24 protein-coding genes are annotated in these 24043 nt (G+C 68.8%); 13 read left to right on the top strand and 11 right to left on the bottom strand.

The window, feature by feature from the left end:
• Positions 1–505: 505 nt before the first annotated feature.
• A complete protein-coding gene (locus tag OG381_RS44595) occupies positions 506–1402 on the bottom strand; it encodes a helix-turn-helix transcriptional regulator (protein ID WP_327721708.1) in 897 nt (298 codons plus the stop codon).
• 218 nt (positions 1403–1620) lie between these two features.
• Between OG381_RS44595 and OG381_RS44590 the strand changes: the two genes are divergently transcribed.
• The 3 genes from OG381_RS44590 to OG381_RS44580 all read left to right on the top strand — a co-directional run bounded on the left by OG381_RS44590 (position 1621) and on the right by OG381_RS44580 (position 4579).
• Positions 1621–2598: an aldo/keto reductase gene (locus OG381_RS44590; protein ID WP_327721707.1), complete on the top strand. Its 978-nt coding sequence runs from the start codon at positions 1621–1623 to the stop codon at positions 2596–2598.
• A gap of 62 nt (positions 2599–2660) precedes the next feature.
• Complete coding sequence (locus OG381_RS44585) at positions 2661–3689, top strand: zinc-binding dehydrogenase (protein ID WP_327721706.1); 1029 nt, start codon at positions 2661–2663, stop codon at positions 3687–3689.
• A 38-nt stretch (positions 3690–3727) separates the two neighbouring features.
• Positions 3728–4579 carry an aldo/keto reductase gene (locus OG381_RS44580; RefSeq protein ID WP_327721705.1) on the top strand — a complete coding sequence of 284 codons (852 nt, stop codon included), beginning with the start codon at positions 3728–3730 and terminating at the stop codon, positions 4577–4579.
• A gap of 339 nt (positions 4580–4918) precedes the next feature.
• Here OG381_RS44580 and OG381_RS44575 read toward each other — a convergent pair whose 3' ends face one another.
• From OG381_RS44575 to OG381_RS44560, 4 genes are all read right to left on the bottom strand, one after another.
• Complete coding sequence (locus OG381_RS44575; RefSeq protein ID WP_327721704.1) at positions 4919–5890, bottom strand: aldo/keto reductase; 972 nt, start codon at positions 5888–5890, stop codon at positions 4919–4921.
• A 7-nt stretch (positions 5891–5897) separates the two neighbouring features.
• Positions 5898–6215, bottom strand: coding sequence for a hypothetical protein (locus OG381_RS44570; protein ID WP_327721703.1), 318 nt, complete (start codon positions 6213–6215; stop codon positions 5898–5900).
• Complete coding sequence (locus OG381_RS44565) at positions 6184–6582, bottom strand: VOC family protein (RefSeq protein ID WP_327722717.1); 399 nt, start codon at positions 6580–6582, stop codon at positions 6184–6186. Before OG381_RS44565 ends, OG381_RS44570 begins: the two co-directional genes overlap by 32 nt.
• Before the next feature lie 217 nt (positions 6583–6799).
• Positions 6800–7837 carry a hypothetical protein gene (locus tag OG381_RS44560; RefSeq protein WP_327721702.1) on the bottom strand — a complete coding sequence of 346 codons (1038 nt, stop codon included), beginning with the start codon at positions 7835–7837 and terminating at the stop codon, positions 6800–6802.
• Positions 7838–8473: 636 nt separating this feature from the next.
• Here OG381_RS44560 and OG381_RS44555 point away from each other — a divergent pair.
• Positions 8474–9622, top strand: coding sequence for a serine hydrolase domain-containing protein (locus OG381_RS44555; protein WP_327721701.1), 1149 nt, complete (start codon positions 8474–8476; stop codon positions 9620–9622).
• 44 nt (positions 9623–9666) lie between these two features.
• Here OG381_RS44555 and OG381_RS44550 read toward each other — a convergent pair whose 3' ends face one another.
• The 3 genes from OG381_RS44550 to OG381_RS44540 all read right to left on the bottom strand — a co-directional run bounded on the left by OG381_RS44550 (position 9667) and on the right by OG381_RS44540 (position 11473).
• Entirely contained in the window at positions 9667–10167 is a 501-nt protein-coding gene (locus OG381_RS44550) for an SMI1/KNR4 family protein (RefSeq protein ID WP_327721700.1), read from the bottom strand.
• Between the two features lie 109 nt (positions 10168–10276).
• Positions 10277–11080 (bottom strand): PAQR family membrane homeostasis protein TrhA, encoded by an 804-nt coding sequence (gene trhA, locus OG381_RS44545; RefSeq protein WP_327721699.1) that lies wholly within the window; start codon positions 11078–11080, stop codon positions 10277–10279.
• 60 nt (positions 11081–11140) lie between these two features.
• Positions 11141–11473 carry a MerR family transcriptional regulator gene (locus OG381_RS44540; protein ID WP_327721698.1) on the bottom strand — a complete coding sequence of 111 codons (333 nt, stop codon included), beginning with the start codon at positions 11471–11473 and terminating at the stop codon, positions 11141–11143.
• Positions 11474–12806: 1333 nt separating this feature from the next.
• Between OG381_RS44540 and OG381_RS44535 the strand changes: the two genes are divergently transcribed.
• Positions 12807–13604 (top strand): arsenate reductase/protein-tyrosine-phosphatase family protein, encoded by a 798-nt coding sequence (locus OG381_RS44535; RefSeq protein WP_327721697.1) that lies wholly within the window; start codon positions 12807–12809, stop codon positions 13602–13604.
• Positions 13601–14005: a VOC family protein gene (locus OG381_RS44530; protein ID WP_327721696.1), complete on the top strand. Its 405-nt coding sequence runs from the start codon at positions 13601–13603 to the stop codon at positions 14003–14005. Before OG381_RS44535 ends, OG381_RS44530 begins: the two co-directional genes overlap by 4 nt.
• Positions 14006–14138: 133 nt before the next feature.
• Here OG381_RS44530 and OG381_RS44525 read toward each other — a convergent pair whose 3' ends face one another.
• Positions 14139–15353, bottom strand: coding sequence for a lactonase family protein (locus OG381_RS44525; RefSeq protein ID WP_327721695.1), 1215 nt, complete (start codon positions 15351–15353; stop codon positions 14139–14141).
• 419 nt (positions 15354–15772) lie between these two features.
• Here OG381_RS44525 and OG381_RS44520 point away from each other — a divergent pair, with 419 nt between their 5' ends.
• The 5 genes from OG381_RS44520 (at position 15773) to OG381_RS44500 (ending at position 19973) form a co-directional block, all read left to right on the top strand.
• Positions 15773–16363: a hypothetical protein gene (locus OG381_RS44520; protein ID WP_327721694.1), complete on the top strand. Its 591-nt coding sequence runs from the start codon at positions 15773–15775 to the stop codon at positions 16361–16363.
• 376 nt (positions 16364–16739) lie between these two features.
• Positions 16740–17018: a polyprenyl synthetase gene (locus OG381_RS44515; RefSeq protein ID WP_327721693.1), complete on the top strand. Its 279-nt coding sequence runs from the start codon at positions 16740–16742 to the stop codon at positions 17016–17018.
• The gene (locus tag OG381_RS44510) at positions 17008–18063 is read left to right on the top strand and encodes a polyprenyl synthetase family protein (protein WP_327721692.1); all 1056 of its coding nucleotides are present in this window, start codon (positions 17008–17010) and stop codon (positions 18061–18063) included. The genes OG381_RS44515 and OG381_RS44510 overlap by 11 nt, the downstream gene beginning before the upstream one ends.
• 99 nt (positions 18064–18162) lie before the next feature.
• Positions 18163–19320 (top strand): oxygenase MpaB family protein, encoded by a 1158-nt coding sequence (locus OG381_RS44505; protein ID WP_327721691.1) that lies wholly within the window; start codon positions 18163–18165, stop codon positions 19318–19320.
• A gap of 284 nt (positions 19321–19604) precedes the next feature.
• Positions 19605–19973: a hypothetical protein gene (locus tag OG381_RS44500; RefSeq protein WP_327721690.1), complete on the top strand. Its 369-nt coding sequence runs from the start codon at positions 19605–19607 to the stop codon at positions 19971–19973.
• Positions 19974–20442: 469 nt separating this feature from the next.
• On the opposite strand, the gene OG381_RS44495 is transcribed toward OG381_RS44500, so the two are convergent.
• Entirely contained in the window at positions 20443–20913 is a 471-nt protein-coding gene (locus tag OG381_RS44495) for a DIP1984 family protein (RefSeq protein WP_327722716.1), read from the bottom strand.
• Between the two features lie 701 nt (positions 20914–21614).
• Here OG381_RS44495 and OG381_RS44490 point away from each other — a divergent pair.
• Both OG381_RS44490 and OG381_RS44485 read left to right on the top strand, forming a co-directional pair.
• Positions 21615–22502 carry a DUF5707 domain-containing protein gene (locus tag OG381_RS44490; protein WP_327721689.1) on the top strand — a complete coding sequence of 296 codons (888 nt, stop codon included), beginning with the start codon at positions 21615–21617 and terminating at the stop codon, positions 22500–22502.
• A 239-nt stretch (positions 22503–22741) separates the two neighbouring features.
• The gene (locus OG381_RS44485; RefSeq protein WP_327721688.1) at positions 22742–23248 is read left to right on the top strand and encodes a GNAT family N-acetyltransferase; all 507 of its coding nucleotides are present in this window, start codon (positions 22742–22744) and stop codon (positions 23246–23248) included.
• A gap of 108 nt (positions 23249–23356) precedes the next feature.
• On the opposite strand, the gene OG381_RS44480 is transcribed toward OG381_RS44485, so the two are convergent.
• Positions 23357–23962: a hypothetical protein gene (locus OG381_RS44480; protein WP_327721687.1), complete on the bottom strand. Its 606-nt coding sequence runs from the start codon at positions 23960–23962 to the stop codon at positions 23357–23359.
• Between the last annotated feature and the right edge of the window lie 81 nt (positions 23963–24043).

Genomic DNA, 24043 nt, shown 5'->3' with positions numbered 1-24043 from the left:
GAATCGGTCCAGACCTCTCACCGCCCCGGCGCCAGCGCCGGGGCGGTGAGATCTGTTGCGGACGGTGAGCGACCACGACTACGGCATCAGACCGCACGACACACACAGCCCCCGGTTACCGCGTCAGCACAGTAGCCGGGGGCGCACGCGCACTCGGCTTGTCACCTGCCAGGACGCCCTCGACCGCGCTACTGCCAAGGTGAGCAGGTGCGCCGCCCACCGCCCGTTCCCTCTGCGGGGCACGAGCCTGGTGGCTTCGCTCCCTGCGACCGAATCCGGGAACAGCCGGCTGCCGGACACGACGGCGCCGGACGGCGAGCTGCTCGTGCGGAAGCCGGGCCGACTCACGTTCGAGCGTCCCCGGTCGCCCCTTCAGCGAACGCTACGCCGCGCTGCAGACTGTGCCCGACCCACCACCGACCCGGAGCAGGCGGCCGTGCGGCTCGCCCACCACGCCGCCGACGGCATCGAAGACCGAGCTCGACACCGTTTGTGAGAACGACGGTCAGGGTGACGTGTGCGGAATTTCCCGGCTGGGCGCGGCTACGGGCTCGGTCATGTCGAGCAGCGTCATGGCGTCGTGGTCGGGTGTGCCGGGTTCGGCGGTGTAGACGCCGATGCGCTGGCCAGGGGTGCCTTCCAGGTGCATGGACTGGGAGGTGAGCGTGACCGTGCCGACGCGGGGATGCTGGAAGGTCTTCTGCGCGGGCTTGCGGCCGGTGACCTCGTAACGCTCCCACAGCCGGGCGAAGTCGGGGCTCTTGAGCAGGAGCTCGCCGACGAGGTTGGTCAGGTCGGGAGCGTCGGGGGCGGTGCCGGCGACAGCGCGCAGCCGGGCGACGCAGCCCGTGACCCGGCGGTCCCAGTCGTCGAAGAGATCCCGCGCGGCCGGGTGCAGGAAGAGATAGCGGGCTAGGTTGCGATGCTTGGCCGGCCAGTCCTCCAGGCCCGCGTACAGGGCGAGGCCGCCCGGGTTCCAGGCCAGCATCTCCATGCTGCGGCTGATGACGTAGGCCGGGTTGGGCCGTAGTGACTCCAGCAGCAGCTTCAGGTGGGGGCGCACGGTACGGCTCGGGGCCGGCGGCGGCTGGGGAGCGTAGCGGGCCGCACGGGTGGCGAGTTCACGCAGGTGCTGGTGTTCCTGGTCGTCCATGTGCAGTGCGCGGGCGAGCGAGTCGAGGACTGCGGGACTGGGGCGGGTCTCCTTGCCGCGTTCCAGGCGCACGTAGTAGTCGATGCTGATCCCGGCGAGGGTGGCCAGCTCCTCGCGGCGCAGGCCGGGGGTGCGGCGAATGCCGGCGCCGACGGTGAGGCCGACGTGTTCGGGATTGGTCTGGGTGCGGCGGGCGCGCAGGAAGCTGCCCAGCTCGGCGCCCTCGCTGTGCGCGCTCGTCGATGCCATGACTCCAGTCTCACCCGCCGGGCACCCGCTTCGCGGGCGGGAGGGGGGCCCTGTCGTTACCCCCGAAGAGCCCGCCCTGCCACACCGGACCAATCCGGGCGAAGGTGAATGAGGAAAACGCCGGGCCCCGTGGCTGCCGCCCGGGCTTCGACCGGCACGACCTGCCGGACCGGGTGAGCGCGAGGGGCCAGGCAACACCATGATCGAAAGAGGGCGAGATGCGGTACATCAAGCTGCGTGACCTGGAAGTTTCCCGGATCGGGCTGGGCGCGATGGGCATGTCCCACGGCTACACCGGCTCCGGCACCGACGACGCCGAGTCGATCAGGACCGTGCACCGGGCGCTGGAGCTGGGCGTCACCCTCATCGACACCGCCGAGATCTACGGCCCCTACACCAACGAGGAACTGCTCGGGCGAGCGCTGAAGGGCCGCCGGGACAAGGTGGTGCTGGCCACCAAGTTCGGCCTGGTCTCGCACACCGGCGAGGGCGCGTGGAACCTGGACTCCAGTCCGGCCAACATCCGCACGGCGGTCGAAGGCTCCCTGAAGCGGCTGGGCACCGACCACATCGACCTGTACTACCAGCACCGGGTGGACCCGAACACGCCGATCGAGGAGACTGCCGGCGTCGTGGGCGAGCTGATCGCCGAGGGCAAGGTCCGCGCCTTCGGCCTCTCCGAGGCGGGCCCGGACACGATCCGCCGCGCCCACGCCGTGCAGCCGGTCACCGCGGTGCAGTCCGAGTACTCCCTGTTCACCCGCGGTATCGAGGACCGTGTCCTGCCCGTCCTGCGGGAGCTGAACATCGGTCTCGTGCCGTTCTCCCCGCTCGGCCGCGGCTTCCTGACCGGCGCCGTCCGCTCCATCGACCAGTTCGACGAGAACGACTTCCGCCGCGACAACCCGCGCTTCACCGGCGAGAACTTCCGGCACAACCTGGCGCTCGCTGACGAGGTCAAGGCCCTGGCCGACAAGGCCGGTGCCACGCCCGGTCAGGTGGCGTTGGCCTGGCTGCTCGCTCAGGGCGACGACATCGCCCCGATCCCCGGCACCAAGCGCGTCAGCCGGGTCGAGGAGAACGCCGCCGCCGATGCCGTAACGCTGACCGCCGAACAGCTCGACACGCTGACCAGCCTGCCGCCCGCCGCCGGCGACACCCACACCGAGGCCCAGGCGCGGATGCTCGAACGCTGACCCCGCCCCGGCACGCCGGGCTACGCGTGGCCCCCCGCCCCTCGTTTGGAGTAACACCTTTCATGCGTGCAGCAGTGATGTACGGAGCCGGAGACGTCCGCGTCGAGGACCGGCCCGACCCGAAAATCGTCCAGCCGACCGACGCGGTGGTGCGCACGCTGGCCGCGTGCGTGTGCGGCAGCGACCTGTGGCCCTACCAGTCGATGTCCGCCACCGACACCGGCCGCCCCATGGGCCACGAATTCCTCGGCCTCGTGGAGGAGACCGGCACGGACGTGACCGGCCTCAAGTCCGGTGATCTGGTCGTCGCCCCGTTCACCTACAGCGACAACACCTGCGACTACTGCGCCAAGGGCCTGCACATCTCGTGCCGCAACGGTGGCCGGTACGGCTTCGACGGCGTGGACGGCGGGCAGGGCGAAGCCGTCCGAGTCCCGTACGCGGACGGCACCCTGGTGAAACTGCCGGTGGCCGCCGACTCCGCGCTGCTGCCGTCGCTGCTGGCGCTCTCCGACGTGATGACCACCGGCCACCACGGGGCCGTCACCGCGGGGATCGGCCGCGGCGACGCGGTGCTGGTCGTCGGGGACGGCGCGGTCGGCCTGTGCGCGGTGATCGCCGCCAAGCGGCTCGGCGCCGGGCAGATCGTGCTCGCCGGCCGCCACGAAGCCCGCACCGGCCTGGGCCGCGAGTTCGGCGCCACCGAAGTGGTCGCCGAGCGCGGCCAGGAGGGCATCGCCCGCATCCGCGAGCTGACCGGCGGCGTGGACAAGGTGATCGAGGCCGTCGGCACCCGCCAGGCTCTCGACACCGCGCTCGGGGCGGTCCTGGACGGTGGCACCATCAGCCGCCTGGGCGTCCCCCAGTACGAGCAAGGACCGATCGGCCGGGCCGAGTTCATGCGCAACATCACCCTGACCGGCGGCGCCAGCCCAGCCCGCGCCTACGTCGAGCAGCTGCTGCCCGACGTCCTGGACGGCACCATTACCCCCGGCCGCGTCTTCGACCAGGCATTCACCCTCGACCGGACACCGGACGCCTACCGGGCCATGGCCGACCGCCAGGTCCTCAAGGCCCTCATCCGCCCCTGACCACCGGTCCCCGGCCTCCAGCGAAGGACTTCCCGCTCATGCAGACCGTCACCCTCAACAACGGCGTCGAGATGCCGATCCTCGGCTTCGGCGTCTACCAGATCCCCGCCGCGGACACCGAGCGCGCCGTCTCCGAGGCACTGGCCGCCGGCTACCGCCTGCTGGACACCGCCGCCGCCTACGGCAACGAGGAAGCCGTCGGCCGCGCCATCAGGTCCAGCGGCATCCCGCGCGAGGAACTGTTCGTCACCACCAAGTTGTGGGTCCAGGACGCCCCCGCCGAGGACAACACCCGCCGCGCGTTCGAGACGTCCCTGAACAAGCTGGGCCTGGACCATCTCGACCTGTACCTGATGCACCAGCCCTTCGGCGACGTCTACGGCCAGTGGCGCGCCATGGAGGCCTTCAACCACGAAGGCCTGACGAAGGCGATCGGGGTCGCCAACTTCTACCCCGACCGGCTGATCGACCTGATCATCAACAACGAGATCACCCCGCAGGTCAACCAGATCGAGACCCACCCCTTCTTCCAGCGCGCCGACTACCAGGACCTCATGCGCGAGCACGGGGTGCGGATCCAGTCCTGGGGCGGCTTCGCCGAAGGCAGGAACGACCTGTTCACCAACCCGCTGCTCGCCGAGATCGGGAAGGCATACGACAAGTCAGTCGCCCAGGTCGTTCTGCGCTGGCTCACCCAGCGCGGCGTCGTCGCCATCCCCAAGTCCGTACGTACCGAGCGCATGGCCGAGAACATCGACGTCTTCGACTTCGAGCTCACCGACGAACAGATGGCCCAGATCGCCACCCTCGACACCGGCAGCTCCCTGTTCTTCGACCACCACGACCCCGAGATGGTGACCAGGCTCGCAAGGCACCGCCTCGACAGCTGAACGCCTCACCGGCTGCGGGTGCCCTCAAGCGAATGCCCGGGGCACCCGCCTGGCTTCCATGGTTCACCAGGAGCCACGGGGCTGGCGCACCGTGCTGCGCGGCGCGATGCTGACCGCAATCGCCGCTTTGAGCGCGACCGGCCTGGCGGGCTGCTCACCGTCCTCACTGCGGTCCGCCATCCCGACGGCCTCCCTCTCCGCCGCGACGACCGGACGCCGACACCGAAGTAGACACATGGCTGCGACGTGTCGCGCTGCCCCTGATCGACCGCACGACGCCGCTGCGTACGGCCGACCGTCATGACCTCGACCGGCAACTGATGTCGCCCCGAGACCGGCTCAGCTGTAGAAGTTCTTCTGCCAGCGGTGCCCGGACAGCAGCGCGAGCTGCTCGGGGGACAGCGGAGGTTCCTCGGCGACCGCCGCGTTGCGTTCCACGTTCGTCAGCGACCGCATCCCGACGATCACGGTGGAGACCGCCGGCCCGGCGAGCGCGAACCGCAGGGCGGTGGACGGGAGTTCCTCGACGGCGATTCCCAGATCGGCAAGGAGAGCGTCCACCCGCTTCTCGACCTGGGCGGGCCGGTCCTCCCGGAAGTACCAGTTGCGCCAGTCCCCCTCGGGGAAGGTGACCCCCGAGCGGACCGAGCCCGTCAGAGCGCCCTCGTCGAGGACGACCCGTCCGATCACGCCTACGCCGTACTCCTCGCAGGCCGGCAACAGCGCGTCCGACGGGGCCTGTTCGAAGATGTTGTAGATGACCTGGACCGTGTCCAGCACCCCGGTCCGCAGCACGGTGAGCACGCTGTCGGGCTGGTGGTCCTTGACGGAGATCCCGAAGAACCTGATCTTGCCCTCCTGTTTGAGGGCGTCAACAGTCTGCAAGAGGTCGCCGCGGCCGGTCCACTCGTCCTCCCAGGTATGCAGCTGAAGCAAGTCGACGTGATCCCGGCCCAGTTCGCGCAGACTGGTCTCCACGCTCTCGCGCAGATGCCAGCCGGGGAACGTCTCCGTGACGTCGAGTCCGCTGGACTCCAGCGGAACCGGGACACGGGGCCCGGCCTTCGTCGCGACGTACACACCGTCGCCGCCGCCCGGGAGCTCCCTGAGCGCACGGCCGACGACGCGTTCGCTGCGGTCGTACCCTCGGGCGGTGTCGATGAAGTTGACGCCCAGGTCGAGGGCCCGGTGCAGGGCACGGACGCCGGAGTCGTCGTCGGCGCCGACCCACGCCCCCTGGCCCAACCCCCAGGCTCCGTAGCCGATTTCAGAAACGTTCAGTCCGGTACGGCCGAGTTCGCGATAACGCATGTGTCGTTCAAGTTCCTTTGCTGTCGGTGGCGACGGACGGAGGCGTTGCACCGACCGCCCGGGACTCAGGATTCAGATAGAGCCGTACAGGCTCGCCGCGGTCGCAGAGCAGCCCGCCGTCGACGACCGGGAGGAAGGAGCGGCGGGTGGCGTAGATTCCGCCATCGTCGGTGACCGGGGCCACGCGGCCCGGACGGGCGAAGTAGAAGACGTAGGCCGTCTCGCCCTGGGCGACCACGTCGGCATGGAAGCCGGTGCTGCCCTCGTCGGGGCGGCTGCCGACCCTGTCGATCTCAGTTTCGTTCAGGTGAGTTGATCGCGACAAGTTCGACTTCGAAGCCGTCGTCGTTCTCGAGGTAGGCGGCATAGTGCTGTCCCCCGCCCGCGTAGGGATGCCGCTCGGGAAACATCAGGTGCCAGCCGTGCCCAGCGGCGTTGGCGACCAGCTTCTCGACCGTGGCGGCGTCTTCGACGTGGAAGGCCAGGTGGTTCAGCCCTGGGCGCAGGCGATCGTGGTCTGCGGCGGTGAGGGCCGACGACTGCTCGATGACCAGGTAGGTCGCCCCGAGCCGCCAGCTGCGTCCGCCTTCCCAGCTCTGGAAGAGGGCATACCCCAGCGCTTCCAACAGCCAGCCGAGAGAAGCGACCGCGCGATGAATGTCCGGCACCCACAGCTCAAGGTGATGCAGCATGCCGTGCGATGGCGGGCTCACGCAGCGATCACCTCAGGACGCTCGCGGTTCACGGGCTACCTCAGCCAGCTTCACTAGGAGATCGACAGTCGCGCCACGTACACGATCGCACGAAGTGAACCAGAATCCGACTTCGGACAGCAATCGTCGATCGCCAAGCCGTGAAACTTCGATGCGAACTGACACCGCCGGTGGCTGGGTTGATGTCTTTCCTCTGCTATTCGGTGATGTTGGGGTTGCTGCGCAGGATGTCCTCGGTGGTCTGCCAGAGCCGGGGCAGGAACCGAGTCACCTCTTCGGCCCGGTGGATGAGGTCATGGGTGGAGCTGATTCCGAGATCGGTGACGGCTGCCTGGAAGGCTGGCGCGAGGGCTTTGTGCAGCTGGGGGGCATCGGCTGCCAGGATGGTGTGGCAGCGGGCGAAGGTCGCGATGATCCAGAAGACAGCCTCGTGGTGGTCGCCTGAGTCGATGAGCCTCTGGCTTCCGTCAATCGCGATCGGCCGTGCGGCGGGCGTGATGTCGCTGCTGAAAAAGAAGGGGGTCTGCGCCACTTGGACGGTGGCGTCGAACGTCGCGGCGAGTTCACGCAGATGGTGCTGGACACGCGGCGCGGGTAGCTGTGAACAGCCGAGAAGGTTCAAGAGTTCCGGGTAGAGGCTGAGGTGGCCGTAATCGGTGAGGACCTCGCGAGCGGCCAGGTAGCGCAGGCGGATGGTGGGGTTGCGCAGGGCGGCGACGAGGAGGACGTGGCAGGTCACGCCGGTGGGGAACAGCCAAGCGAGCACCTGCTCGTGGAACGGCGCCGAGGTGTCGATCGCGGCGAGGCGGGTTTCGATCCGATGCCGGGCATCCTGGCACCTGCGGCGGACCCAAGTCCGTGCGGCGAAGTGGCGCGAGATGTGTGCCTGCAGTTTGTGCAGTTCGCCCGTGGGGTCATCGATGATCGCGCCAGTGCGGAAACTGCCGGCCACGTGGTAGGACGCCAGGACGTCGTCGGCGGACGCGAGTTCAGTCCAGGGAAGGTAGCTGACTTCCAGCAGGGCGTCCTGGAAGCGAAGTTTCCCCGGCTTGGCCGGTGGGTCCTCCCGGGCGGTGACGACGAAGATGTCGACGTCGGAGGAGGACGACAGCTCCGCGTCGTCCGGCAGCCCGACGGTCGAGCCGCTGAAGTATGCCCCTCGGAAGTCGGCATCGGGTCGGGCGTATTGCGCAACCCATTGGATCGCGGCGGAACGTGCCAGCCCGACCTTCACAGCCGCATCTCCCCGGTGACGTGTGCAAGATCTTTCATTGTTCCAGTCAGTGAGGTCGAAGTGATGAGCTTCGGTCGTCTCGTCAATGCGGCCGCCGAGCGCCGAACCGAGCGTTCTTCGACAACATGGGACTGCCGTCCATTGGCCAGCCGACTGTCGAGCGCCAAGGCCTGGTAGCCAGGTGCCGTCCGACCCGTAGTCAACAAGCCAGCGCGCGAATCTCATAGGCCGCCTGAAGCGCGGCCTGCCGGGAGGCGGTTCTGGTGATGGAAGGGGGTGGCCACGCCCTCACCATCCCCCGGCCGGTCACTGCCCAAGCCGATGCACGCCGTACCGGACAACACGCCGACGCTGCCCGCGGGGTGGGCTGCGCTGTTGAAGCTGGACGGCCACCGGACGCTGGCCGGCCGGTGGGCCGAGGGCCGCATCGCCGTGCGGGGTTGTCACGGCAGCACTCTGGCCCGGGCGTCCCCGGAGATCGAGGAGGCCTTCCGCCGACCGCCCGCCGCTACGCTCTACGATCCATGGCACGGCACCATGCCTGAGGAAAAAACGTCTCCCACTTGTCGACGCCGATGATTCCCGGCCCGTGCGGGAGTCTGAGCTCTCGACAGCAATCTCCTGGGAGGCGGCCTCATGACTACCCTGCTCGACTTGCTCGAAGCCCACGTCGGTGCCGGTACGTTGCCGGGAGCGGTTGGCCTCGTGGCCCGGGGCGACCAGGTGGAGGCCGTGGCCGTCGGCGCGCAGGACGCCGGTGACGGCACCCCGATGGCGAGGGACTCCATCTTCCGGGTCGCCTCGATCACCAAGTCCGTCACGGCCGCCGCACTGCTGATCCTCGTGGAGGAGGGCAGGGTCGCGCTGGACGACCCGATCGGCATGTGGCTGCCGGAGGTGGCGAAGCCGATGGTCGTACGCACACCGGCGAGCCCGGTGGACGACGTTGTGCCGGCCGACCGGCCCATCACCGTATTCGACGTGCTGGCCTCCCAGGCCGGGTACGGATTCCCCTCCGACTTCACCCTGCCGGCGGTGCAGGAGTTGTTCACGGTGCAAAAGGACGGCCGGGTGCCGAGCAACTTCCCACCGGCCGACGAGTGGATGGCGGCGCTCGGCCGCATCCCGCTGCTGTACCAGCCGGGCGCTGCCTGGCTGTACGACACCTGCTCCGTACTGCAGGGGGTGCTGATTTCCCGGGTCACCGGGCAGCCGCTGCCTACGTTCCTGGCGGAGCGGATCTTCGGACCGCTGGGCATGGTGGACACGGGTTTCGAGGTGCCGGCCGCCAAGCGGGACCGGTTCACCAGCTTCTACCGGCCAGGCGACGACGGCAGCCTGGAGCTCGCCGACGGCCCGGACGGCGAATGGAGCAGTCCGCCCGCGCTGCCGCTCGGCAACGGCGGGCTGGCCTCGACCGCCGACGACTGGCTGGCCTTCTGCCGGATGCTGCTGGCCGGTGGGGTGGCGGCCCACGGCCGCCGGGTGCTGTCGGCCGACTCCGTACGCATGATGACCAGCGACCATACGAATCCGGCGCACCGCGACATCGGCCGGCTGTTCCTGGAGGGCCAAGGCTGGGGCTTCGGCGGCTCGGTCGACATCGAGCGGACCAATCCGTGGAACGTCCCCGGCCGCTACGGCTGGGTCGGCGGCACTGGCACAGCGGCGCACATCGTCCCGGCCAAGGGTACGGTCACCATCCTGTTGACTCAGGTGGCAGCGATGGGTCCGACGCCTGCGCCGGTCATCAGGGAGTTCTGGCGGTACGCGGCGGACGCCTGACACGCATCTCAGAAATCGGAGCGGTCACGGCCTACCAGCACACCTCAACGAGGTGGTGTTACGAGCTCCCAAATGAGAATCGATGCCGGGGCGGAGGATTGTTCTCCCGTGGCAACGAACCGGGCCAAAGACCGCTCCAGCAACCCTAGGAAGTGGCGCAGATCGTCCGCCACTGTGTCGAGTTCAGCGTCATCCCGCGTGGCTGCCCGCGTCCGGTGGACCGAGCCTTCAGGGCCCACGACGTAGAACAGGCCGCCTCCGTCCGATCCAATCACCAATCCGCACGGCTCCTGGTGATCGCCCACCCGGACGGCCCCGTAAATCGCGAAGTGCTCAAGGACGTCGCGCGGCGGATCAATGAAGTAGCCGTTGCCGACGTCCTCCCAGGAGACTTCGCCGATGCTGCCGTAGAAGGTGACCAGGTCTGCGGACGCTCGGGCATCGCTGCGCAGAACACGCACCGCTTCTTGATCGCCGTGGTCGGCCAGGCGGATCTGGTTGTTTCCGGGCGGGAATCCGTGCTTGCTCTCGAACTCGTCCGTCATCTCGCCCAGCGCGCCCGAGACGGCACTCGCCCACGAAGACAGCCAGGCTGACGACAACGAACGCTCACTCACAAGTGCGCCCGGACCCGGCGTCTGCCCGCCGACCCCGTCACGTGACTGCGAGGAGGATGGCGGTGTAGTGGGCGGTGAAGGCGGCGATGGTCAGGGTGTGGAAGACCTCGTGGAAGCCGAACCAGGCCGGTGAGGGGTCGGGGCGCTTGAGTCCGTAGACGACGGCGCCCGCGGTGTAGAGCAGACCACCGACGGTGACGAGTACGACTACCGCGGTGCCGCCGGTGCGGGCGAAGTCGGGGAGGTTGAAGACGGCTACCCAGCCCAGGGCGATGTAGCACGGGGTGTACAGCCAGCGGGGAGCCCCGATCCACAGGATGCGGAAAGCGATGCCTGCCAGGGCGCCCGCCCACACCACGGTCAACAGCACCAGCCGCTGACTCCCGGGCAGCAGCAGTACCGCCAGCGGGGTGTAGGTGCCGGCGATGATCAGGAAGATGTTGGCGTGGTCCAGCCGCCGGAGCACCGCCTCCCCGCGCGGGCCCCACGTGCCGCGGTGGTAGACCGCGCTGGTACCGAACAGCAGACAGGCCGACAGCGCGTACACCGAGCAGGCCGCCACTGACGCGCCGGTGCGTGAAACGGCGATCAGGACGATGCCCCCGGCCAACGCCAGGGGGAACACGCCGGCGTGCAGCCAGCCGCGCATCCTCGGCTTCAGTGCAGCGGCCGCCCGCTCCACCCCGCCTTCCAGCTTGCTGACGGTCTGACCGGCGGTTGGCCGGTCGGTCGCGTCGGCAGGCCCAGCAGTCGCGGGGGTAGGCAGGGTGTCGGGCGGGGTGCCGGGGCGGGACTCGAAGTCCCGTCCGTGTACCGGCTGCTGGGCATCGTCGGCGATCATGCGCTCATATTCTTGATTTGGGGGGAGAGTGCGGTCCGGCGCTGTCGCCGTGGAGGCGGGTCAGGCGTCGGCCGGGTGCCGGGGTGCGGTGCGGCGGTATTCGGCGTTGATGCGCTGGGCTTCTTCGAGTTGGTCTTCGAGGATGATGATGCGGCAGGCGGCCTCGATGGGGGTCCCCTGGTCGACGAGTTCGCGGGCGCGTGCGGCGATGCGCAGCTGGTAGCGGGAGTAGCGGCGGTGTCCGCCCGCGGAGCGCAGCGGGGTGATGAGGCGGGCGTCTCCGATGGCGCGGAGGAAGCCCTGGGTAGTGCCTAGCATTTCGGCCGCCCGACCCATGGTGTAGGCGGGGTAGTCGTCATCGTCGAGTCGGCGGTACGAATCGTCTGCTGTCATCTGACCTCTCTGGACCACGTGGAGGGCCCTGGCGCCGTACGGCGCCAGGGCCCGAAGGAACTGCTACACCATCTGCCGGCCCTGTTGCTGCGCCGGCCTTCTGTCACCGCACACCCGGCCGAGCTGCTGCCGGGAATGCTGGGATCGCGGTTGCCTGACCGGAGACCACCTCACTATCGATGTCCTGCGGTACCCGGACTCACTAGCCGTCCGGGCGATCCTGATGGTGTCCAATTCCTCCGTTCTTTCCCTCTGGGATCAATCACTTACTCAGGGGACTGCGTACTGCTGGGTACTGCTGGTAATGCGACCTGCTCAGCGGCCTGTGACAGCACCGCTCTTCGGCAGCCAGCCCCGTTCGCCTGTCTTGCGTCTGCTCTGGCTTGGAACCCCACTGCCGAACCTCCCGGTGCGCGCGCCCGCAGCCGACGCCTTCACCGAGGTACCGCTCACTGACTTCACTGCTGGTTACTGCTCACGGCGGCCCCTGATCACTGCGGGCCACCCGGTCCGGTCGTCAGTCCCGTCACCGTCCTGCAAAACCCTGGCTTCGGAACTCCACCACCGCACCGTCCTGCGTACTGCAACTACGTACTACTCAACTACGTACTACTGCCTGGCAGTTCGTGTCTGCCGGGCCCTGCTGTCTCTCTGGGCTACGAGAGAAACCATAGCCAGATCCACCACCGAATGTCTACTCCAGCCAGAACAGATTTCTTTGAGCTCTACGGCGAGATAAGTGACCGGGCACAGTGGCGGTGCAGGAGCAGGGGCTCCACTACGGCCTCCCCCGGTCGTCGCTCCGACGGGCCCGGACGACCTTCGCGCCCGCAGCACCGCATCCCGCTCGCCCATCCTGATCCGGGGAAGCGCCGGTGAGGTGGTGTCGGAGACTCGTCCGGGCAAGGCCGCGGCAGCGGGATCTGCGCAGGCCGCAGCACCGTGGCGGCCCCTTCAAGCGTCGCTCTGCCGCCTGGCGCGGGCCGCCTGGACGGCTTCGTGCTCGGGGCGGTGGCGCAGGGACACCGCGCCGCGGCCTTCGGCGAGCTGATACGCGGTGACGCAGGTGGAGGCCGGTGCGGCAGTCGGCCGGGCTGAAGCGCACTCGGATCACCGCCAGGCCCCTCAGCGAATGCCGGTGGCCCGCTGTGTGCTGGTGACGCCGCTGGCAGGTCACCCGCTCGCCCTCCCCGTCAGACGGCAAAGCGTCTTGCCCGAACAGGCGGTGGCGTTCCGCCGAGTGCTGTAGCCAAACCGGCCGTGTGGCTGCGCTCAGGGCCGGGGTGGGGACAGTCGACTGGTCCATCAATCTGCCTTGATGTATTTTCGACGTATGGGATCCCGGTCCACGGATGCGACCGCAGCGCCGCCGGAGTTCGTCCGGCTGGCTGCGCATCCGCTGCGCTGGCGGCTGCTGACCGAACTCGGCGACGGCGACCTGCGGGTCCGTGAACTGGTGGAACGCGTCGGGGAGCCGCAGAACCTGGTCTCGTATCACCTGCGGCTGCTACGCGGCGGCGGACTGGTCACGGCCAGGCGCAGCAGCTTCGACGGGCGGGACAGCTACTACCGCCTGGACCTGGAGCGTTGCGCCGAAGCACTGGCGGCCAGCGGTTCCGCCCTGCATCCGTCGTTGCGCCAGCTCCCCTCCCCACCGGGCCGTCCGGTCGTCCACTCGCGTACCCGCCGTGTTGCAGTGCTCTTCGTGTGCACCGGCAACAGTGCCCGCTCGCCGATCGCCGCAGCCCTGCTGCACCACCACACCGCCGGCCGCATAACCGCCGCCAGCGCCGGCACCAGTCCCAAGCCCCAGGTACACCCACACGCTGTCCAGGTGCTGCGCGAATCGTTCGGCATCGACCTGTCCGGCCGCCGCACCCAGCACGTGGACGATCTGGTCGGCCGCCGCTTCGACCACGTGATCACCTTGTGCGACAAAGCCCGTGAAGTCTGCCCGGAGTTCGGCTCACGGCACGTCCACTGGAGCATGGCCGACCCGGGCGCCGGCGGTGACACAGGCCAGGCCGGCTATGCGGCCTTTCAGCACACGGCGGCAGACATCGACACCCGCATCAAGCACCTGATGCCGGTCCTGAAGACCCCCGAGACCGTTACGAGGTCCGAGCCATGACCACTCACGACGAATACGTCAGTGTCCGCTACCTCGTCGATGACGTGCAGGCCGCCATCGACTTCTACACCGCCCACCTCGGTTTCACCCTGCACTCCAGCGCCGTCCCCGCCTTCGCCGACGTGGTCCGCGGCCGCCTGCGGCTGCTGCTGTCGGGCGGGGCGAGTTCGGGCACCCGCGTCACCCCGAAGGAACTTGCCGTCGCGGGCGGCAATCGCATCCACCTCACGTACGACGACCTCGATGCCGAGATCGCTCGACTGCGCAACGCCGGTCTCTCCTTCCGCAGCGAGGTTGTCTCCGGTCCCGGCGGACGCCAGATCCTGCTGGCCGACCCGGCGGGCAACCTCATCGAGCTGTTCCAGCCCGCCGACCGGCCCACCTCGCCGGCCAGTCCCTGACCGGTCGCGACGCTGACCGCTCCTTCCCTTCGTCCGCCGCGGCGCCCCCGTCGGGCACCCTCAGCACGGACGTCCACACGCGTGACGCCCCGGACGGGATGTCCCGGGCGTCGGGCCGCGGTGGCCGCTTTCCTTACACCGCGGCGATGCCCTCCATACCGGACTCGGCGAAGGCGGGCAGTCCCGTGACGGTGGTGATCTTGGCCAGAGATCCGTCGTGTCCGATGCGGAAACCGTCGACCGTGCCGGAGACCGCGTTCTGCACGTATAGGAACTTCTCGTCGTCAGTCACCGCCAGATCAATGACCCCCTGCGACTTGGCCGACGGGGGCGCGGCGACCCCGACGTCGTTGGTGAGCGCGAGCCTGCCGCGGGAGTCGGTGCGGTAGCCGGTGACGGTCGAGTTACCGGTGTTGCCGCCGAAGAAGAAGTCTCCGGCTCGCTCCAGCCAGCACAGCGTGTCCTGACCATTGGCCAGCGGCCGCTGGACCACCTTGAGTCGTCCGTCGGCGCGCACCTTGTACGTGCTGACCGTCGACTTCTCGGCCTCGGCCACCAGCATCCGCCCGCTCCCGTCGAAGGTGATCGCGAACGGCACACCGCCGGCGGAGTCGTTGACCGTCGCCCGGTGCGCGGGGCGTCCGTCCGGCCGCATCGGAAAGACCTCGATGGTGTTGGCGGACTTCGTGGTCACCGCCAGGGCCCGGCCGCCCGGGGTGAAGGCGACCTGGCCGGGCGAGCTGCTGAACAACGGCACCGTGCCGTTGTCCAGACCCAGGGAGCGGTGCGAGCCATCGAGCGGCTTGAGCCCCTTGGCCGTCACCCTGAAGCCCTGGATGCTGCCTTCACCGCCCGCGTTCATGACGTAGGCGAGACTGCCGTGCACCGTGATGGAGGACGGGAAGTCCCCGCCGGAATCCAGAACCTGGCGGTGCGTCAGCTTCTGCCCGTGGACCTGGAAGGAGGTCACGGTGCCGCTGCCCGCGTTGACCGCCAACAGCAGCCCCGAGAGATCGTTGTAGACGAGGGAGCCCTGAGAGGCGAGGGAATCGGTGGGGGCATCGACCTGGTCGCCCCCCGAGCCGCCGGTGGCGTAGTCGCCGGCCGCGCTCAGAGCGCCGTTCTCGCCGCGCTTGAAGACGTGGATGGTGTTGCCGTCGAGTTCGTTGCCCTGGACGAACACAGCGTGATCCGCCCCCGCCTTGGCCGACTGCGCGGCCTGCCCGCCGGGCTCGTGGGCCGAGGCGACGGTCACCGTCGCGACCGCCGCCGCCGTGGCGACGATCCCGGCCCCGGCGGTCAGCAGCCGGACCTGGAACGGGGACCTGCGCCTGGTGTGCCTGCTCATGCGTCACTCCGTAAGTAGCTGGACGGCCCGGGAGGGCCGGCGGCGGATGTGACCAGAGTTGCCCTTGAGGCGCCCGGGGCGGCAGGCTTTCCCGACCGCGTCAGGTTCTCGTAAGATCTGCACCCCTCGCCCGGGACGACACCCCGAGGCCAACACCGCGTCAAGCGCTCCGCAGCACGCAAACGCACCGAAGGACCGAGCGCCACTCAGGCACGGCTTGCCCTCGCGCTCCACCGAGTTGATGGTCCTCTGCTGGTCTCGGTTCAGGCTCCGCGAGGCCGATGCCGCGTCGGAGTCGCCGCACCCAGCCGGCGCTTGCCACGGTTCCACGGCACCGCGCGAGATCTTACGAAGCCCTTACGCAGCCATCGCGAATAGCCTGACGCCCCTACGCTCACGGTGTGTTGACGATCCGGAACATGACCCTCGGTACGGTCGCGCCCCTCGTGCTGGCTGCGGCGGGTGCCGCACACCCGCACGGCCTGTCCAGAGCGACAGCCGCGGACTGGACGCATCTGCACATCGCGCTGCTGCCTGTCTTTCCACTGCTTGCCCTCGGCCTCCTCGTCCCGCTGTGGCACCGCCCCCGACCAGACCTCGCGGGCTTCGCCACGGTGGTGGCCTGGACGAGTGCGTTCGCATACGCGGCCTTCTACACCGGTCTTGACGCGGTGGCCGGTATCGCGGCGGGGACCGCGGTCGAGCATGCCCCCGGGACAGGGGACATACGGCCGATCAAGTACCCGCTCTACGACACAGGTGAGTCACTAGGGCAGGTCGGTGCCTACGCCCTCCTCGTCGCTGTCGTGGCCACAGCCGTCGCACTCTTCCCGCAACACGGCGCGCGAGTCATTCCCGGAACGGTGGTTCTCCTGGTGGCCGGCTGGTCCTTCACAGACAGCCATATCTTCTGGCCCCGCGGCGTCTGGACAATGCTCGGTTTCGCACTGGGCTTCGCCCTGCTCGCCGCTGGGGTCGGAAGGAGCGAATCCGTGCCGCGCCGCGACTGAGCGGACGGGACGGACCCAGCGCCAGGGCCGGTCACGCGAAAAGCGGCCGCGCGGAGACCATCAACTGGAGGGGTGGTTCTGATCGCGCCAGGCCCGAGGCGAGATTCCGTACGCTCGATTGCACCCCTTGCTGAAGTGGGCCGCGTCCAGGAAGCCCACGTTCTTCCTAGCGCCGTGACGGTCCGCAGCCGCTCGGCCTGCTGCGCAGAGCAGCCTGGACAGCTGATCTGGGACGGCAGCATCCACGATCCGCACGGTCGAGCGGATGGATCACTCGATCGTGAGTTCTTCCGCTGGCACCCCCGGTCGGACGCGATGCTCGGAAGGGCGGTGTGCGCCCGGGCTGCCGGGATGTACGACGGGTGAGGGAGATGGTGTGACGCAAGAAGCGGGACGGCGCGCAGGGTTGGACGGGCAGACGCTGTTACTGGCTGCCGGACTGGCCGATCTGGCGGTGAGCACGGTGGGTTCGGTCCTGGGGACAGTGCGTGGGCTGCTGCGCCGGTCCGACGCCGCGGAGTTGGCTGCGGACGCCGAGAACGAACTCGCGGCGCGGGGACGTCTGGTGCTGGACAGGTACGCGGCCGCACCCCCGCCGCACTTGGAGATCCTCGCCCGGCGCGTCCTGGCCAGGAAGGCCGCCGGTGGCGTCTGAGCGGTGGGAATGGTCGGTCTTCAAGGTCCGAGTGGACGAGGTGCTGCGGCAGTTCGTCGCCCGGGAGGCCGACGAGTTCGCGGCGATCGATCCGATACTCGGCACGGTCGCCGAGAGGCTGGAGGCGGCGGTCGCGGACGGCAAGCGGCTGCGGGCGGCGTTCTGCTACTGGGGCTGGCGTGCGGTGGGACAGCCGGACAGTGACGCGCTGGTGCGGGCGGCGGCCTCCATGGAGTTGGTGCATGCCGCGGCGGTCGTGCACGACGACCTCATCGACGACAGTCCGCTGCGGCACGGGCGACCCACCACCCATGTCGCCCTGCGCGGGGCCGTAGCGGCGCGTCCGGACGCGGACACCGCCGCGCGGTCGCTGGCGATGCTGGTGGGGGACCTGCTGATGGCGCTGGCCGGGCAGTTGTTCGCCACCAGCGGTCTGCCCGCCGCGTATCTCGCCCGAGCCCGCCCGTTGTGGGCGGTGATGGCCCGTGAGCTGATCGCGGGCGAGTGTCTGGAGATCCTGCGCACCGGATCGGGCCCGGACACCGAGACGTCGCTGAAGGTGATCCGGTACAAGACGGCCAAGTACACCGTCGAACAGCCTCTGTTGATCGGCGGTGCCCTGGCCGGGGCGGGCACCCGGCTGCGCGAGGGCTACTCCGCGTACGGGCTGCCGCTGGGCGAGGCGTTCCAGCTCCGTGACGATCTGCTCGGGCTGTTCGGAGACCCCTCGCACACCGGCAAGGCCAATGCCGACGATGTACGCGGCCATCGGCCCACGGCGCTCCTGGCGGAGACCTGGCGCCTCGCCGACGACTCCGAGCGCGACCTGTTGAACTCCCTGCTGGGCCGGGGCGACCTGGACGGCGACGGGCTGGACGCGGTGCGCGAGGTGATGTGCCGGCTGAGGGCGCCCGACCGCGTCGAGGACATGATCAGGGCACGGGTCGAGGAGGCTCTCGGTGCCCTCCACGAACTGGATCTACCGGCGCACGCCGCCACCGGACTGACCGCGCTGGCGCATTCCGCGGCAGTACGCCTGTCCTGACCCCGCACCCAGGTGAGGCAAGCCCGCGCCGCCCCGTCCCGGGCTGCCGGCCCTACCGCCCGTCGCGGACGATCTCGACGAAGACAAGGAACCCCCGCCATGATCTACACCGACGCATCGCTGGACACCCTGCGGCAGACCGGAGACGAGCTCGCCGACCGAACCGTCGCCGAGCTCTTCGAGCGCGGGGAGGTGGGCAAGTTCAACACCCTGATGCGCTACGTCTCCACCGCCGGCGCGCCCCTGCCGGAAGGACTGCCCGACGTCGCGCGCGAGTACCTGGAAGCCACCCGCACCCCGCCGGCCTGGGTGGACTGGGCGGAGATGGAGAGGGCCCGGCTGTTCTTCATCGACAACAACGTGCACATCTCCACCGCGTTGTCCTTCGCCTCCATGCCCGCCTGCTACCTCGTCCCGCACGTGGCGAAGCTGCTGTCGGCCTCCCACGGCCTGAAGTACCCGTCCAAACGGATGGCGGAGACGGGTCAGTTCACCGTCCATCTGATGCAGCCCGACGCGTTCGAGGCCGGCAGCCGCTTCATCCCGGCCGCCCAGAAGGTCCGCCTCCTGCACGCCTCCATCCGCCACCACCTCACCCGCGAGAACCGCTGGGACACCGCGGCCCACGGAACGCCGATCTGCCAGGAGGACATGATCGGCGGGCAGATGTTCTTCTCCCTGCTCGTCCTGGACAGCCTGCACCGCCTGGGCATCCACATGTCGACGGAGGGCGCGGACGCCTACTACTACGCCTGGCGCGTCGTCGGCGCCATGCTCGGCGTGGACCAGGATGCCGTTCCCGAGACCCTCGACGAGGCCCGCCAGTTCCTCGACCTGTACATGCTCCGGCACATGGGGCCCTCCGAGGAGGGCACCCATCTGACCCGGCAGCTGATCGACCTCTACGAGGAGGTGGTACCCGGCACCTTCTTCGACCCGATCGTCTCCGCCCTGATCCGTCACCTCGTCGGCGACACCTGCGCCGACTGGCTCCACGTCCCGCGCACGTCATGGGACACCCTCGTCAAGGCCGTACCCCATCTCCTCGGCGTCCTGGAGACCATCGAGGACCGCTCCCCGCTCGGCGCCTGGGCACTGGACCGCCTCGGCCACCTCACCACAGTCCTTGAGCTGTCCTCTCTCACCCGGGGACGCGTCATGCACTACGCGATCCCCGAAACTCTCAAGGAGGACTACGGCATCACCAGCGCCGTGCCCCGTACCCACCGGTGGATCCCGCCGACCGCCACCGTATGACGACCCGCGCGCAGGAACGTCGGCACGCCCTCAGCGGGGACGAGTACGAACGACGGAAGGTTCGGCGTGCGCACTGCGCACCCGTCTGCTCGGCTCGGTCCAGAGGGACGCGAGCTGATCCGGCACGATGGGCGCGTGGTCGCCCTGGCCGCCGTAGTGGACGGAGCCCAGCCCCAGAGCAGTCAACATCACCGGCCCCAGCTACGACCAACGAGCGCCCCAGGAAAGGAAGTTAGTCTCACAACACCAACACCAACACCAACACCAACACCAAGGAGGGTCGGATGCTGCAAGGCGTACTGATCGCCGAGAGCCTACGAGTCGGAGCCCAGCTGACTGGGATTCCTCTGCAGATCACCAAATTGTCGCGGGTCGAGATGACAGACCCCGGGGATCAGCAGCCACGGCACTGGACACTCCTGGAATTTTCCGCCGAGGAGTCCGACGCCCAGCGGCTCGCGGATCAGCTCGCTTCCTGCCTCGCCTCATCCGGAGGTTGGTACACCGACTTCCACACCGCTGACGATACGTTCGTGATCTTTGCCAACAAGGTCTTCCGCTACCCCCGCGGGCAGGCAGAGGGCCGCAGCGAAGCTCAGCAATACGGACGCTCCGTCGGCGTCCCCGAGCCGCAACTGGACTGGCAGGTCTGACCTCCGTTCTGGATAGGCTGCGCATCCTCGCAGGGGGCGCGGCGGGCATGACGCCCAGTGCGGAATGCGGTGCGGCGCCAGGGAGGCGGCCTCCTTCGGGCCCGAACCCCCTGGCACCGATTTCGGTATAGCCGCGCCGGAGCAGCGAGGGCAGCTGATACTCGAGCTTCCGTTCCACATGTAGCGAACTGGCTTTGCGCGACAACCATCCTTATACCGGTCGCCCTATGGTGCTGCGATGTGGAAAGCCCCGAACCCGCCCTCGCCGCCTCGGATCTGCACGTGGTGATGTGCTGTGCGATGTGCACTGTTACCTGTACGCGGTGCTGAGCTGCACTGTTTGTTGGGGAGTCGAACCCCCGCGTTGCTCTTCACGCGCCAGGAGTGGGCTGGAATACCGCCGGCCCTCGGTGTGTGCACGCCTCCGAAGCAGCTACCTGCTCCACATCATTCCAACTTGCTGGACTCCTCAGTCCAGCAAATCGACCTCCCAGTTCGTACGCTGGATCCGCACATCGACCTCGCGGATCTCCCGGGCGACGACATCCGCCTGACCGCGCAGTTCCGCGACCGGAAGCGCGGAAAGCATCATCAGCTCGGACCGGAGCTGCCTGCCGTATCCGCGCTCGCCCGTACCCGCCGCCGCGTCCGCCGCCGCGGTGAGCACCGAGTGACGCAACCGCAGGACATCCCGACGTGCGAGGGCATCGGTGAGCGTGCCGTCCGGACCCATGTCCGCAGCGGCATTGGTCCGGTTGATCCGCCGGATCAACGTTTCCAGAGCATCCAGCACCTCACCGGCCTCAGCCAATAGCTGCGCTGCATCCTCGGCGGGCGTCTCCCCCTCCTGGTACCGCGCGCTGCTGACGACGCGCGCCCGCAGCTGTTCTACGCGGCGCGTCGCTTCCGCACGTTCTGCCAGTGCCTCAGCAAGCTTCACCGTCTTCACCTCCCCCTCCATGAGCCCGGACGAGTATACGAGCGATCACCGGCTCATACACACCTGGATTTTTCGATCCGCCACAGCCCTGACCAGCCACGGAAGTGAGAGCGGACAGCATGCAGAGTGCCACGGAAAGGAATCCGACAGCGCGATCGGTCGGTACCGTGGCGCCTCATCGACGACGTGTTCCGCAGAAGCCTCCTGACGGCTCTCCGAAGCATGGAAACCAGGTCCCTCACCCCGGAATGCGCCACGTTCGCCTCCAGTCGGCTCCGCCAAGGGATGCGGGTGCCGAACCGGACATACGGGCCCAGCGCGGCGGCCGCCAGATCCACCCGAGATCTGGTTCCGCCTCGCCCGACCGCTGCGCGGACCGCGTGTGACCACCGAGGACGCCCGGCCGATCTACGGTGCGGCGACGCGCATGGCCGCAGCGAGCATGGCATGACCCGCCCAGTCGACGGCGCGCGCAGCCGCCGGCCCCCTGGCTCGCCGACACCCTCGCCTACGGCAGCCACTACCGCACCAACCTGCTCAACGCTCTCCACCAACTCCACACCGAAGCCGCCGAGCCACACGCAACTCCGCCGTCGCAGGCCTCCACGTCACCGATCACCTCGGCGCCCGCGGCGCGACCCTGGCCGACGCCGTCCTCGGACTGACCGGTGCTGCTGCTCGAGCAGACCGCTGACATCAGAATGGGCGAACCTCTCCCGCTCAGGGCCCTCCCCCACCACCTCAACGGACGCCTCGGAAACCTTCTGGGCCTGTTCCGAGGCGTGGTCTGCAGCGGCGCAGACACCGTGCACTGCACCTACAAGGTCCCCGTCACCCGCGACGAAGCCGACACCTCCCCGCGCGGTCTGTGGCACATCGCCGTCCTGGCCACCGCCAAGGACAGCGACACCACACTGGACACCAAGGCCGCCGAGCTTTCGCTGCCTCTCGCTGACACGGCCTCAGCCCCCGTGACAGGGTGCGGTGATCGGATTCGGCAGACGATGGGGGCTTCCGTGGAAGTACAGATGTGGGACGCGCTGGTCAAGGTGGCGAAGGACGCCTACGCCGCCGGCCTGGGCGAGGGCTCTGTGCCGCGGCCGCTCATCATGCCGCTCGTAGGCGGTGAGCTGGTCGGGATGATCTGGGCCCGCCCTCTCAAGGTCGGCGAAGACGCGCTCACCGGGATCGCGCAGCTCTCGAACATCGCCGCGGCGGCCCGCGCGGACGAGGTCGTTCTTACGTGGGAGACCCGCGACGTCGCCACTGCCTGCGAGCTGCCCATCGTCAGCCCGGCCCCTTGCCTGAACATGGTCCTCGCCACCCCCGACCAGCATGTGCTGCACCGGTTCCCCTACACGGAACAGCTTCTGTCCCGCAGCCCCGAGGGCTGGGCGTCGGTCGCTCCCGACTGGCTGCCGAGCCCCGCGCCGCAGCCCGGCGCCGAGCTCGTCCCACCGATTCAAGCCGCAGTGAACTACGCCTTCATTCCGATCGAGCTGAACCACCCCGACCCGTTCGGCGTCACCGTCGTACTGATGGAGGAGGACGGCTACCGGGTGCGCCTGACCGAAGCGTTCACCCGCTGATCAGGCGTGGCATCACAACGGCACTGCCGTGGAGCAGATGATCAGTTGGGGCCAGATCCCGGCACCGTCCACGGCTTCGCCATGTCCGACACCCATGCCTTCAACTCCGTCGCACTGCAGCTTCACAGGACCGAGCGCACCCATCAATCCAGGACCGTGTAGAGCGCACGCCCGTGAACTGCCCTCACGGTCCCCTTAATTCGGTGGCAGTATCCGGCTGACCTTGGACAATGCCGTTCATGCATATCCGAGCCGTGCGCCTGGACGAACTGGCCGCCCTCCAGGACATCGAGAGGGCCGCCGGCCAATGTTTCCGAGATATCGGCATGCCGGAGATTGCCGACGACGAGCCACTCACGGTCGATGAGCTCGCCCGTTACCGCCACGCCGGGATGGCCTGGGTCGCGGCCGACGACGCCGACACCCCGGTCGCCTATCTGATCGCCGACAGTGTCGACGGCAACCTCCACGTCGAGCAGGTATCGGTGCACCCGGACAGCGCCCGCCGTGGCATCGGACGGCTGCTGCTGGACCATCTGGCAGCCCAGGCCACGAGCCAGGGAGTGCCCGCACTGACCCTCACGACGTTCACCGAGGTCCCGTGGAACGCCCCGTACTACGCGCGCTTGGGATTCCGGATCCTGGACGACAGCAGGCAGACTCCTGGTCTGCGGGAGATCCGTCGGCGTGAAGCGGCACAGGGCCTGGACCGGTGGCCGCGGGCCTGCATGCGCCGGGAGCTGTGACACATCGGTGCCGCCACGGTGCCCGGCGGCTGTCCGGGCCGCGCGCCACAAGTCAGCATGATCCGCCCGTACGCCCTCCGGCGAATCTGTCACGCCGACGACCTGCGTCTACGCGTCGTCGTCGACAGGGCGAAGGTCGCCTGCCGCGGGACCAGCCGCCTGACGGCTTGCCCGCTGCCTTTTCCGCTCCATCCAGTAGCCTGCGGCGGTTACGCCCAGGAGACCGAGTCCGGTGAAAACCCCACTGAGGAGCCAGCTGACCGGGGTGCCTTTGGCTCTTTCCGCACCCCAGAAGAGCACCGACAGCGCGCCCCATCCCAAGCAGAGGTATGCAAGGACCCGTCTGAGCTCGCCGGGACGCGGAGGGTCTGCGGGTTGAGGGGGGACGGGGGGATGGCCGACGCGCTCGTACTGCAGTTGCGTCAGGCGCTCCAGCCGTAGGCCCAGCGCCAAGACCAGCGTCAGCCCAGTGCCCAACAGGACCGCCTGCAAGAACCGTGTTCCGTCGGTGAATGCCCCGAAGGTCATGCCGCCCAGCGCGGCGATCGGCACTGCCAGGACAGCCGCGGAGCGCAGCGGATGGCTGGCGACGCGAACCGCGAGGGGCCCCGGAGGCCGGTACCTCTCGTTCTTGCCGAGACAGCGATCGACTTTCAGGCTGGCTCTCAGCAGCAACATCTCCGCCTTCCGCAGCCCTTGCAGCATCCCCTTCACAGGCCCCTCATACGTAGACGTTGCCAAGACACACACTGGACCATCGACGTGGCGGCAAGGTTGCCGTCGCTGCACGATCAA

Source organism: Streptomyces sp. NBC_00490 (assembly GCF_036013645.1).
Classification (GTDB): Bacteria; Actinomycetota; Actinomycetes; order Streptomycetales; family Streptomycetaceae; genus Streptomyces; species Streptomyces canus_F.
Note: the sequence above shows the minus strand (reverse complement) of the source record. Positions and strands in the feature narration are given on the sequence as shown.